Source organism: Chryseobacterium gregarium DSM 19109 (assembly GCF_000430845.1).
GTDB classification, from domain to species: Bacteria; Bacteroidota; Bacteroidia; order Flavobacteriales; family Weeksellaceae; genus Chryseobacterium; species Chryseobacterium gregarium.
On record NZ_AUMU01000012.1, the window covers coordinates 17,601 to 30,359 of the forward strand.

Consider the following 12,759-nt stretch of genomic DNA (forward strand, 5'->3'; position numbering starts at 1 on the left):
ATTATTGATTGATGAGTGAGTTAATCGTAATGACAGATTCATTAACCTGCTGAATGGATTCTAAGTATTTTAATTGAATATTCGTTGCGGTCTGCAATGCAAAAAGATATTCCACATAAGAGATTTCTCCTGTTTTATACCCTAATTGTGATGCTTTCACCATTTTTTCCGCATTGGGAACAGCCTGGCTGATATAATAATCATATTGCTGAATATCCTGCTTATATTGATTCAGGGCATTTTCCAGCTGTGCCGCGAGCTGTTTCTGCCGTTGCTTTGCGTTAATTTCTGCCGTCTGCTTCTGATATTCCCAAGACTGGATTCTTGCTTTTGCAGCTCTGGAACTTAACGGAATGGCAACCCCCAGCGTTACGGAGCTGAAGCGGTCTCCTGCATTGTAAAACCGTTCCCCGCCGTTTCCGGTATGGAACCCGATTAATGACTGGTTGGTATAACCGAGGCTGAATTCAGGAAGCGCCTGAGATTTTTCAACATTTTTATTTTTTTCGGCAATTTCCATTTCCTGATAAAAAGATTTTACCGTAGGATTGTTGACGACCGACGTACTGTCCAGTACCATTTCTGCGTGTAAAGGCCTGTAGCTTTTGTTCAAAGGGATTTCGAAAGCCTCAGAAGTATCCAGTACTGTGTTTAAATTTCTGTATGCATTCTGCAGATATACCTCATTTTGCCTTAACAGAAGGCTGATTTCACCTTTCTGCGTTTCTGCGGTACTGATTTCAATTTTTTTAACATCTCCCGCTTTAAATCTTACCGTGACAATTCTGATAAAATCCTGATACAGGCTGTCGAGATATTTTAATTTTGACTGGTTGTACTGCAGGTATTCAATCTGATAATAATAGGTTCTTACCTGCTTCACCAGTTCATTCACCGTTATCTCCTTATCAATCTGCCGGCTTTTAAGATTCTCATCCACCAGTTCTTTTCTCGCTTTAAACAAAGTCGGGAAAGGAATGCTCTGTGAAATGGAAAACGACTGGTCGAATTTCGGGCTGTTGTACTGTCCCAGCTGAGCCTCAGCATTAAGTTTCGGAAGCTCATTTGCCGTGCCTTTCAGGGCTTCTGCAGACCGTATGCTTAGGTCTTTTGATTTCAAAGCCAAATTGTTCTTCAAAGCCATGTCCACTGCCGCTTCAACCGAAAGCTGCCGTGACTGGGCTTTAAAAACCTGTCCCGAAAGCAGAAATCCGATGATCAGAACTGGCATTATGGGTTTCAACCCGATTCTTTTCCCCGGAATTTTCGAATTAAAAATAATATACAACAAGGGCAGAACGAACAAAGTAAGGAAAGTAGCTGTTATGAGACCACCAATCACTACTGTTGCCAGAGGCTTCTGTACTTCCGCGCCGGCACCCGTAGAAATGGCCATCGGTAAAAATCCCAGAGAAGCAACAGTTGCGGTCATTAAAACTGGCCTCAGCCTGGCCCTTGTTCCTTCAAATACCCTTTTCAAAATATCTTTTTCTCCTTCTTTTTCCAATTCGTTAAAGGTCCCGATCAAAACAATTCCGTTCAGGACCGCAACTCCGAAAAGAGCAATAAATCCGATCCCCGCACTGATGCTGAAAGGCATATCTCTTACCAATAAGGCAAAAACACCTCCGATGGCACTCATCGGAATAGCCGTAAAAATTAAAGCAGCCTGTTTGAATGAACGAAAAGTAAGATACAGGAGAATAAAAATAAGCAGCAAAGAGACCGGCACAGCAATCATCAGACGTTGGCTTGCCGCCTGTAAATTTTCAAACTGCCCGCCATACGTAAAATAATAGCCGGACGGCAGTTTTACCTTATCTAACTTTGTCTGAATGTCTTTCACTACACTTTCCACATCCCGGTTTTTCACATTAAACCCGATCACGATTCTCCGTTTCCCTTCTTCACGGCTGATCTGTGCGGGACCAAGTTTATAGCTGATATCGGCCACCTGGGAAAGCGGAATCTGTGCTCCTGAAAGGGTAGCAATCATCAGGTTATTCACATCATCAATATTCGTCCGGTGCAGACTGTCAAGACGGACGACCAGATCAAAACGCCTTTCATTCTCAAAAACCTGTCCGGCACTTTTCCCTGCGAAAGCTGTGCTGATAATATCATTTACCTCTTCGATATTCAATCCGTAATTGGCCATCCGTGTCCTGTCATATTCCACATTGATCTGTGGGAGCCCGCTGATCCGCTCAATCTGCGCAGCAGTTGCCCCGTCAACTGTCTGAATGACCTTTCCGGCTTTATCTGCATAGACTGACAGCGAATCTAAATTTTCACCAAAAATTTTCACGGCCACGTCCTGGCGGACTCCTGTCATCAGTTCATTAAACCGCATCTGGATCGGCTGGTTTTTTTCAAAAAACACGCCGGGAATGACCTCTAACTTTTCCAGAATTTCATCGGCGAGCTCTTCGTACGACTTTTTTGTTTTCCACTCATTCTGAGGTTTTAACACAACAATTAAGTCCGAAGCTTCAGGCGGCATAGGATCAGTCGGAACTTCCGCAGAACCTGTTTTTCCGATCACCATTTTTACTTCTTCAAACCCTTTGATCATCCTAGAAGCCTGCATGGAGGTTTCAATACTCTGGCTTAACGAACTTCCCTGAGGTAAAATGCAATGAAAAGCATAATCGCCTTCCTGTAGCTGAGGCATAAATTCGCCTCCCATATTTTTAAAAATAAAAACCGTAATGATAAAAACCGCTACAGTAACTGAAACCATGAGATATTTTATCTTAATCGCCTTCTGAAGCAGGGGCTGATACAGATGCTGAAGCTTGTTCATCATTTTATCTGAAAATGTCTCTTGATGTGAGATTTTTTTAGATAAAAACAACGCACTCATCATCGGAATGTAGGTCAATGACAAGACCAGTGCTCCCAGAATAGCAAATCCTACCGTTTTGGCCATAGGGGTAAACATTTTCCCTTCTACGCCTGCCAAAGTAAGAACCGGGATGTAAACAATAAGGATGATGATCTCTCCGAAAGCGGCACTGTTCCTGATTTTTGAAGCAGAAAGAAAAACCTCTTCATCCATTTCTTTCTGGGAAAGTTTCTGTACTGATTTTCTTAACCCTAAATGATGAAGGGTGGCTTCAACGATAATAACTGCTCCATCGACAATCAAGCCGAAATCAATGGCTCCGAGGCTCATTAAATTGGCACTTACCCCGAAAATATTCATCATTCCCAATGCAAATAACAAAGAAAGCGGAATGGCTGAAGCTACAATCAGCCCTGCCCGGAGATTTCCCAGGAAAACGACAAGAACAAAAATAACGATCAGGGCCCCTTCCACTAAGTTTTTTTCAACGGTTTTCATAGCCCTGCCTACCAGGTCGGTCCTGTCAAGAAAAGGTTCTATGACAATATCATCAGGAAGCGATTTCTGGATCGTGGGAATTTTTGCCTTGATGTTCTTTACCAATTCATCGCTGTTGGCCCCTTTCAGCATCATGACCACTCCGCCTACTGCATCTACTTTTCCGTTATAGGTCATCGCCCCGTAACGGACCGCACTTCCAAAACGTACTTCCGCAACGTCTTTGACAAAAACAGGAACACCTCCCGTTTCATTTTTTACGGCAATGTTTTTTACGTCATCCAAAGAAGTGACAACCCCGATTCCACGGATAAAATAAGCATTCGGCTTTTTATCGATATAAGCACCGCCCGTATTGCGGTTATTTTTTTCCAAAGCCGTAAAAATATCGGTAATGCTTACGCCCATTGCTTTCAGACGGTTGGGGTCCACAGCCACTTCATACTGCTTTACCTCTCCTCCGAAACTGTTGACTTCCGCTATACCGGGAGTTCCGTTGAGCTGCCTGCGGACAATCCAGTCCTGCATGGTCCGGAGTTCTTTGGGACCATACTTATTTCCACTTCCTTTTTTCGGATGAAGAATATACTGGTATACCTCACCCAACCCGGTACTTACAGGCGCCAGTTCAGGCGTTCCGGTCCCCGCCGGGATTTCTTCTGCAGCTTCTTTTAATTTTTCATTAATCAGCTGACGGGCAAAGTATAGATCTACATTTTCTTTGAAAACAACCGTAATGACCGACAGCCCGAATCTTGAAATGCTTCTTGTCTCTTCGATATCAGGGATATTGGCAATGCTCTGCTCAATCGGAAATGTGACTAACTGTTCAACCTCCTGTCCGGCCAGTGAAGGGCATGTCGTAATGATCTGAACCTGATTATTGGTAATATCCGGCACTGCATCAACAGGCAGTCTGGAAGCGCTCCAAAGGCCCCAAATGATCAGCAGCAGGGTCATAAAGCCAATGACCATCTTGTTCCTGATGCTGAATTTTATAATTTTATCTAACACAAACTGAGATTTAATTTGTGATTATCTGTCTGACTGCCTATTAGCACGAGACCGCCTAAGTTTACACTGTACGGTATTTAAGCACATAAAAGGATACTGATTAAAATTTTCAGGTAACGGAGTCAAAAAGATAATCGATTAACTTTATTGAAAATATTCACATTTCATTCATAAAATGAAATGCAAAATATCATGAACACCTCTGTAACAAAGGTTCAGGAATTCAAAAATCAATACAATTAAATCTTGGGAGGCTGCCAGATGTGATCATACACCTGATAGGCAAAACTGTTGGTATGGAATAAAATTTTCTTTGAGAAAGATGCCTGAATATGAGGGGGAACTTCTATTAAATCATTTATTTTAAAGGCAGCAACCGTTATCTGACAGCAATTGCAGGTACACAACGGAGAGCAGACATCTCCTTTATCTTTAGAATGGGAGTCATCTTTATTGAAAGAAAGCGGCATCTGCCCTGAACCTGACTGCTGCTGCACATCTTCACAAGGCATCAGAGACAATGCCATGAAATAAAATGCAAGAATAAATTTCAGAAGGTTCATATAGACAAAGGTAGAGATTTTCCATCAACCGCAGGATGGAATTTTAAAATATGGATCACAAATTCTTATGTAACAAGTGAAGGTATAATTGAAAAAACTTTCTATTTTTATATTATGAAAATTTTAATTGTAAACGGCCCTAACCTTAATTTACTTGGCACCAGAGAACCTGAAATTTACGGAACGGTTTCTATGGCGGATTATCTTGTACAACTGAAGTCCTTATTTCCTTCTTACGAAATACAATATTACCAGTCTAATATTGAAGGTGAATTGATCAACCGTCTTCAGACCGATGATTTTGATGCCCTGGTGATTAATCCCGGCGCTTTTACACACTATTCTTATGCGATTGCCGATTGCCTGAGGAATATCCGGAAACAGAAAGTGGAGGTCCATATCAGCAATATTTACAAAAGGGAAGAATTCCGTCAGAAATCCGTAACGGCTGCCTGTACTGATGCAGTACTATCCGGTTTTGGACTGGATGGATACCGATTGGCAATCTTAAGTCTAAAAACTTAATATTTTTAATGGCAAATTTATCTGCAGCATCACAGTCATTTGCATTATACCTAAATCTAATCTGTGATCAAATTTAAAATAAAAGCCTTATCAGTGGATAAGGCTTTGTTATTATGTATTTAGTTGGTTGTCTGTTCCTGCAGCTGAGGCCCTGAAGCAATCAGCTTTTTTGCTTCGTCATTACCACAGTACTGATCGAAGTTTTTGATATATCTTGCTGCTAAGTCTTTTGCTTTCTCTTCCCATTCGGAAGCATCGTTATAAGTATCTCTAGGATCTAAAATGCCGTTGGAAACATTCGGCAGTTCTGTAGGAACTTCCAGGTTCATAATCGGGATTCTTGTTTTCGGAGCGTCTTCGATAGATCCGTCGATAATGGCATCAATAATCGCTCTTGTATCTTTCAGAGAAATTCTTTTTCCGGTACCGTTCCAGCCTGTATTAACCAAGTACGCTTTTGCACCGTGCTCTTTCATCTTTCCGATCAATGTTTTTGAATACATAGTCGGGTGTAAGGTAAGGAATGCTTCACCGAATGCAGGTGAGAAAGAAGGTTCAGGAGAAGTAATTCCTCTTTCCGTTCCGGCTAACTTTGAGGTATACCCACAAAGGAAATGGTATTGTGCCTGATCTTCATCCAAAACAGAAACCGGAGGCAATACGCCGAACGCATCTGCAGAAAGATAGACAATCTTGCTGGCATGTCCTGCTTTTGAAGGCAAAACAATTTTATTGATATGATAAATAGGATATGATACTCTTGTATTTTCCGTGATGGAACCGTCTGTATAATCAGATACGCCGTTGTTCACGACAACGTTTTCCAGAAGGGCATCCCTCTTGATGGCCCTGAAAATATCCGGTTCTTTTTCAGCAGAAAGGTCAATTACTTTTGCATAGCATCCTCCTTCATAGTTGAAAACACCGTTATTGTCCCAGCCGTGTTCATCATCACCGATCAGGTATCTTTTAGGATCTGCGGACAGTGTTGTTTTTCCTGTTCCTGAAAGCCCGAAGAAAAGGGCAACGTCCCCTTCTTCCCCTACATTGGCAGAACAGTGCATGGAAGCCATGCCTTTTAACGGCAGGTAATAGTTCATCATAGCGAACATTCCTTTTTTCATTTCGCCTCCGTACCAGGTTCCTCCGATAATCTGAAGTCTTTCAGTAAGGTTGAACATGACGAAGTTTTCAGAATTCAGTTCCTGGGCTTCCCAGTTAGGATTTGTAGTTTTGGAACCGTTGATTACCGTGAAATCAGGCTCTCCGAAGTTTTGCAGTTCATAGTGAGAAGGACGGATGAACATATTGGTAACGAAATGTGCCTGCCACGCCACCTCAACGATGAACCTGACCTTCAACCTTGTATCGGTATTGGTTCCGCAGAAAGCATCCACCACATAAATTTTCCTGGATTCGGCAAGCTGGTTCAGCACTAATTCTTTACAAGACTGAAAAATTTCCGGAGTGGTAGGCAGATTCACTTTACCGTCCCAGAAAATCGTGTCTTTTGTAACATCATCCTGAACAATGTATCTGTCCTTAGGTGAGCGACCTGTGAAAATTCCTGTTTTTACTGATACGGCACCAGATTCCGTAAGCTCAGCTTTTTCAAAGCCCTGATTTTCAGGAGCCATTTCAGCCTGATATAATTCTTCATAAGAAGGATTATAAATGACCTCATAATTTCCCTTAATCCCTAATTTCTCTAAATCCCGGATGATTTTAGCGTGTTTCATTGTACTTATATTTTCAATTTCTTTTTGGATCCCAATAAAATTAATATTAATTAATTGTTAAAAGTGGTTTAAATATAATGATATAAGTCAAAATGGCAAATAAAAATACCAGTTTATAATCAATTGATTACAAACTAATTATCTCCTTCCATTCGAAAATCGTGTTAAAACCTTTTCCCCAAAAATAGTCCTTGAAGCCATCAAATTTTGAGCTCATGACAAAATCTCCGCCCCATGCTCCCAAACTTTTGATAAAAACCGGACAATCAATGAAAAGCCGGCTCTTAACTGTGGGAATTTCAATAAAATCTGATATTTTTTGTTCATGAATTGCCATTAGCTCAGAAAAATTTTCCAATTCGCTACATAGTAAAATTTTTCTTGTGAGATCCGAAAATTCATCAACCCGTTTTTGGGACTTATTTTTTGACTTATACAGGTTGATTCCTTCCCGGCTATCCTGCTTCTGATTCAGATGGATAAAAATGAGATCATTTTTAAAAGAAGGATTGAAACTGACCTTTTCATATTTTATTTCGGGGATGCTCTGATACAGTACAGCAGATTTCTCTTTGGCTACAGCAATGTCATAACCGCTTCCGCCCAGGCTTATCTTATTTAGATAAAAAGGATTCACGTCCGCCCATTCTGCGAGATTGGTCATTAATGTAGAACTGCTACCCAGTCCATAGTCCGCAGGAAACTGAAGATTGGTTTTTAGATGATAGGTTAAATTACTTTTGAATTTGGTTTCGGAAAGTGCCTGAACATTCTTTAAGGTTTTTAAAATAAATTCGGCACCTGATGGAATATTGGTTTCTCTGACCTGCCAGTTTTTATAATCGATGACCGCCTTTAACCATAATTTGTTTTGATGATAAGCCTCCCAAAAAATCAGGGATTTCCCGTTATCTGTTTCTTCAAAATAAAACTCTTGTCCCAGCCTGGTAGGTACCGCTAAGACAAGAGCTCCATCCATGGCGAAATATTCTGAAGTAAGCATCAGCTTTCCCGGTGAAAATATTCCGCTCATTACTTTTTATTTTAGATTGCAGAAGCAATATCTACAGAAGAATCTATTTTTTTGATCAATCCCTGTAATGTTTTTCCGGGTCCGACTTCTACGAAATTGTCAGCCGCGTCTTTAATCATATTCTGAACCGACTGCGTCCATTTCACAGGACCTGTTAACTGGGCAATCAGGTTTTTCTTAATTTCATCAGGATCAGAAACTGAAGTCGTCGTTATGTTCTGATATATTGGAATGGTTGCTTTCCTGAATTTTGTCTGTTCGATGGCAGCAGCCAGTCTTTCCTGTGCAGGCTGCATCAATGGAGAGTGGAATGCTCCGTTGACAGGCAGCAGTAAAGCTCTTTTTGCTCCCGCTTCCTTCATCTTTACACAGGCTTCTTCAACCGCTGAAGTTTCTCCGGAAATCACGAGCTGTCCGGGACAGTTGTAATTAGCAGGAACTACTATTCCGCTAATAGATGCACAGATTTCCTCCACTTTAGCATCATCCAATCCCAGAATAGCGGCCATGGAGCTTGGATTTGCATCACAGGCAGCCTGCATGGCTTTCGCTCTTTCGGAAACCAGCTTCAGACCGTCGGTAAAAGATAAAACGCCGTTCGCAACAAGGGCTGAAAATTCTCCCAACGAATGTCCGGCTACCATTTCGGCACCGAGACCGTTTACCGCTTTAAGCGCGGCTACTGAATGTATAAAAATGGAAGGCTGGGTAACCTCAGTTTTCTTAAGGTCTTCATCTGTTCCGCTGAACATTATTGAAAGGATATCGAACCCTAAAATTTCATTGGCAGATTCCATCAGATCTTTGATATCTTTTCTGGAATCGTACAATTCTTTTCCCATTCCTACGAACTGAGACCCCTGGCCGGGAAATACAAGTGCTTTCATGTATTACTTTAAATATTTTTCAAATATAAATATAATGTTAACAATATTCTTTAAAACCCAATCAGTGATTATGGAACCAACCTGATCACACGATAGCCTGTATTAATATAAGCACCGTTCGCTTTTGATTTTACAAACTCAAATTTTGTAGCCAGCTGAGTCTGAACTTTATTGATCTGCCTGAAGATTTCTCCTTTCTTGTTCTCTCTGGTCAGCATGTCATTTACCACATCAAAACCGATGATGGCATATTTAGGCGGTGTTTTACAGTATTTGCTTTTATAAGCGGCAAGAATTTCTTTTTCAAAGCTTCCTTCTGCATTGATCTTGCGGTCCATCAGATACACCAGATTGGACTGGCTGAGGTCATCCACTTTCTTTTCAAAGACAGGGAAATAATTCATACTGAATGCTTTTACACCCTGTACTTCTTTAGACAAAACAATTACTCTATTGGCAAAAGCTTCACCTGCCGCATCATTATCACTTGCAAGAATCGCAATTACGGGAGCCGACTGGCCGGTCATCATATTCTGGTCAAGCTGGATATCTGCCGGAGAAGTTACAACCGTAACATTGGCATTTTTTAGTTTTTTTTCAAGACCTGCCTTGATATAGTTTGCATTTTCTTTTTTAGAACCGGATACGATGTAAATTTTCTGGTCTGAAAATGCAGATTTTACCTCTTCCACAATCTTATCGGCATACGTCTGGTCATTGGTTTCAATAATAATCAGATTGCTGTAGTTGTACAATTCCGGGGAATTGGCAAAAGGGGCAACAATAGGTATCTTCTGGTTCTTTGTAAAATCTAAGACATCGACCACATTTGACTTAAAGAACGGCCCAATGATCAGGTCTGTATTATCAGGCTTGATCTGGGTCAATGAATTACGGAAAGATCCTTCATTTCCTGAATCCACTATTTTGACATCTAATTTCTGTCCGTTTCTGGCATTCCTCTCAATGGCAAGTTTTGCACCTGTCAGGAAATCCATTGCCATGGTTCTGTACTGGGTTTCATTGGTGCTGTACCCGAAAGGCAACATCAGAACAACACTTAGTGCATCCCCGTTTTTCTTGACATAGGCCGGATCAATTTTTTTGATTTTCAAAACCATTCCGGTTTTTAAGCCGTTAGATAGTTCAGGATTAAGAGCAATCAGTTCATCAATGGTAACTCCGAATTTATTGACAATAGAGAAAACCGTATCGCCCTGCAAAACGGTGTAAGTTACATAGTCATCAGCAGTTCCTGTAGTGACATTAGATGAAGATCTCTCATTTCCGGAGTCCACTTTGGCTTTTGGATTCACTGTTTCTTCAAAAACATCAGCTCCGGTATTTGTTTTTCCGCCGGGTTTTGCAACTTTAATTGCTTCGCCTGGCTTCAGCCCTTTTTCTTCCAGGCCGGGATTCAAGGCAAAAAGTTCTTCTTTGGTAATATTGAACTGTCTTGAAATTCTGTAATAATTATCTTTTTGCTGAACAATATATTCTCCTTCTGTAGCTTTTGCAACAGGAGTTTCAATCATTGTTTCCACAGGCTTTTCAGTGGCCGGAGCAGTCACAGCAGCTGCCGTCTGCTGATTTCCGCCATATTTTTTAATACTTTCAAGAGGCAATGAAATCTCATCTCCGATCTTCATGTGAGAATCCAGCTCAGGATTAAGTTTCCTGAGATCGGTTTCTGAAATCCGGTACTGCTTTGTAATTCCGTAAATGGTCTGTTTTGGCTGAAGGATAATTTTCCCTAACTGAACGTTATTCACAGTTTTCGGCACTGCTGCCGTCTTTGGCTTTGATGCAGCCGCTTTATCGTTATTAAGTTTTAAAACTTCTCCGATGGCCAGTTTGCCGTCTTTCACAGACGGGTTAAGCTTTACCAGCTCGTCTACAGTCAGTCCGTATTTTTTTGCAATATTATAAGGGGTGTCACCTTTTACAACGGTGTGCGATTTCTGAGCAGACACTCCCAAAACCATACATAAACTGGACAGAATAAAAAACCTCTTTATCATATTGGATCATTATAAGTACAAAAATACTTCTTTAAAATTAAATGGCAACAATTATTAGTTTTGACTCGTCAATTTGCATTTCTTCTAAACAGGTCTCCAACCATGAATATCCGTGGTCTGCAAAGAATACACTAAAGTTGTACACCCTTTCCTGCCAGTTTTTGGAAGGATGCACTTCTAAGAACAAATTTTCCAGCCTTTCCAACAGTTCTCCTTTCTTAATTTTTTCTGCGTGGAGAAGTCGTTTTTTCATCCTGCGGAAAGATTTCAGCTGTCTTACTTCTTCTGCCTTCACCATGTTTCCAAAGGATTTCTCAGTGGTTTCGGCAATGGCTTTCAATTCAGAAAACTGACTGATTAAAAGATTTTCTTTCTGTTCCAACAGGCGGAGGACCGCATTATCTTCTAACATTTTGTTATTGGTAATCGTCGCAAAGTTCCTGAAAAAATCCTCAGTCCTGAGACCCAGCTTTTCAATTTTACCTATGGTTTTTTCCTTTAAAAACAACATTGAGTTCCTGGGAATCAGAATCGGAAAAGGAATATTGATTTTCGTAAAGTAATCTTTGAGCTCCAGCCAATACATAATTTCGGCATTCCCTCCAATATATGCCAGATTCGGCAAGACTGTTTCCTGGTACACCGGGCGCATCAGTGCATTCGGACTGAATCTTTCAGGATGATTGTCCAGTTCATTCAAAATTTCCTCTTTCGTAAACCGGATATTTTTATCTACAATAATGTAGTTCTCACCGTTAAACTCGATCCGGTCTCTGGTTTCAGAAAGATAGAATAAATTAATTTCACGGGGATTCACCTGGACTTTTCCATACTTCTCCGTTAAAAAATCTACTTTTTCTTTCGATGTTTTATACAGGTCCGAATTAAGAAGTTCGCCTCTGAACGTTTCCTTAACCTGATTTTTTAATTCTTTTGAATCCCCGTCAATCATCAGCAATCCAAATTCCGAGAACAGGCGGTTGACTAAAGCTTTAATAGCTTCTGTCAGCGTATTTCCGGCTTTATAGGCTTCTTTCAGCATTAAGATCAGCTCGGTTCCGAACACGCAGTCTTTAAATTCCTTTTCAAATTCTGAAATGAAGAAGGTATCATTGATTTTTATTCTTCCCACTGCACCGCCCGGTTTCTCATTGATCTCGTAATAATAAGTTTCCGTTTTAAAATGGTTGATCTCCGCAAAATCGTGGTCTTCAGAAGCCATCCAGTATAAGGGAACAAAATTAAAGTCAGGAAAGTTTTGCTTTAAATAAGAGCAGGTTTTAATGGTCTGCAGGATTTTGTACACAAAAAAAACAGGTCCCGAAAAAAGGTTCAGCTGATGACCGGTAGTAATGGTGAATGTATTTACCTGTTTCAAATCTTCCAGGTTTGCTCTCTGTTTTGAAGAAAGTTCAAGACCGGACATCTGGCTTTCCAACGTTTCCGCAAGCACCTTCCGTTGCTCCGAAGTGAAAATGTTCTGCTTTATATGAATCTGGTTTCTGAAATGATCTGAAGAAAATGTATTTTCCTCAAATCCTTCAATCTTCTGATTCAGAAAGTCTTTTACTAATTCGGGAATACTTTCTATTTCCTGAAATGATATTTTATGAATAGTTTTCAACTCTGAT

General features: G+C 40.6%; 8 protein-coding genes. 1 reads left to right on the top strand and 7 read right to left on the bottom strand.

The genetic code is table 11. The annotated features are described in order from the left end of the window. Window position 1: 1 nt before the first annotated feature. Together H561_RS0114055 and H561_RS23360 are read right to left on the bottom strand one after the other, a co-directional pair. Window positions 2–4,360, bottom strand: coding sequence for a CusA/CzcA family heavy metal efflux RND transporter (locus tag H561_RS0114055; protein ID WP_027387590.1), 4,359 nt, complete (start codon window positions 4,358–4,360; stop codon window positions 2–4). Window positions 4,361–4,599: 239 nt separating this feature from the next. Next, window positions 4,600–4,923 carry a DUF6660 family protein gene (locus H561_RS23360; RefSeq protein ID WP_051349391.1) on the bottom strand — a complete coding sequence of 108 codons (324 nt, stop codon included), beginning with the start codon at window positions 4,921–4,923 and terminating at the stop codon, window positions 4,600–4,602. A gap of 114 nt (window positions 4,924–5,037) precedes the next feature. On the opposite strand from H561_RS23360, the gene H561_RS0114065 reads away from it, so the two are divergent. After that, a complete protein-coding gene (locus H561_RS0114065) occupies window positions 5,038–5,448 on the top strand; it encodes a type II 3-dehydroquinate dehydratase (RefSeq protein ID WP_027387591.1) in 411 nt (136 codons plus the stop codon). 119 nt (window positions 5,449–5,567) lie between these two features. Here H561_RS0114065 and pckA read toward each other — a convergent pair whose 3' ends face one another. From pckA to bshC, 5 genes are all read right to left on the bottom strand, one after another. Beyond that, window positions 5,568–7,187: a phosphoenolpyruvate carboxykinase (ATP) gene (gene pckA, locus H561_RS0114070; protein WP_027387592.1), complete on the bottom strand. Its 1,620-nt coding sequence runs from the start codon at window positions 7,185–7,187 to the stop codon at window positions 5,568–5,570. Window positions 7,188–7,314: 127 nt separating this feature from the next. Further along, the gene (locus H561_RS0114075; protein WP_027387593.1) at window positions 7,315–8,220 is read right to left on the bottom strand and encodes a GYDIA family GHMP kinase; all 906 of its coding nucleotides are present in this window, start codon (window positions 8,218–8,220) and stop codon (window positions 7,315–7,317) included. Window positions 8,221–8,231: 11 nt separating this feature from the next. Next, entirely contained in the window at window positions 8,232–9,107 is an 876-nt protein-coding gene (gene fabD / locus H561_RS0114080; protein WP_027387594.1) for an ACP S-malonyltransferase, read from the bottom strand. A gap of 68 nt (window positions 9,108–9,175) precedes the next feature. After that, the gene (locus tag H561_RS0114085) at window positions 9,176–11,128 is read right to left on the bottom strand and encodes a LysM peptidoglycan-binding domain-containing protein (protein WP_051349392.1); all 1,953 of its coding nucleotides are present in this window, start codon (window positions 11,126–11,128) and stop codon (window positions 9,176–9,178) included. A gap of 37 nt (window positions 11,129–11,165) precedes the next feature. After that, window positions 11,166–12,752: a bacillithiol biosynthesis cysteine-adding enzyme BshC gene (gene bshC / locus H561_RS0114090; protein ID WP_027387596.1), complete on the bottom strand. Its 1,587-nt coding sequence runs from the start codon at window positions 12,750–12,752 to the stop codon at window positions 11,166–11,168. Window positions 12,753–12,759: the final 7 nt, after the last annotated feature.

Bases quoted from the DNA above. Each gene is read 5' to 3' on its own strand.
- fabD (WP_027387594.1), bottom strand. From the start codon at position 9,107: ATGAAAGCACTTGTATTTCCCGGCCAGGGGTCTCAGTTCGTAGGAATG.
- H561_RS0114085 (WP_051349392.1), bottom strand. From the start codon at position 11,128: ATGATAAAGAGGTTTTTTATTCTGTCCAGTTTATGTATGGTTTTGGGA.
- pckA (WP_027387592.1), bottom strand. From the start codon at position 7,187: ATGAAACACGCTAAAATCATCCGGGATTTAGAGAAATTAGGGATTAAG.
- H561_RS0114065 (WP_027387591.1), top strand. From the start codon at position 5,038: ATGAAAATTTTAATTGTAAACGGCCCTAACCTTAATTTACTTGGCACC.
- H561_RS23360 (WP_051349391.1), bottom strand. From the start codon at position 4,923: ATGAACCTTCTGAAATTTATTCTTGCATTTTATTTCATGGCATTGTCT.
- H561_RS0114075 (WP_027387593.1), bottom strand. From the start codon at position 8,220: ATGAGCGGAATATTTTCACCGGGAAAGCTGATGCTTACTTCAGAATAT.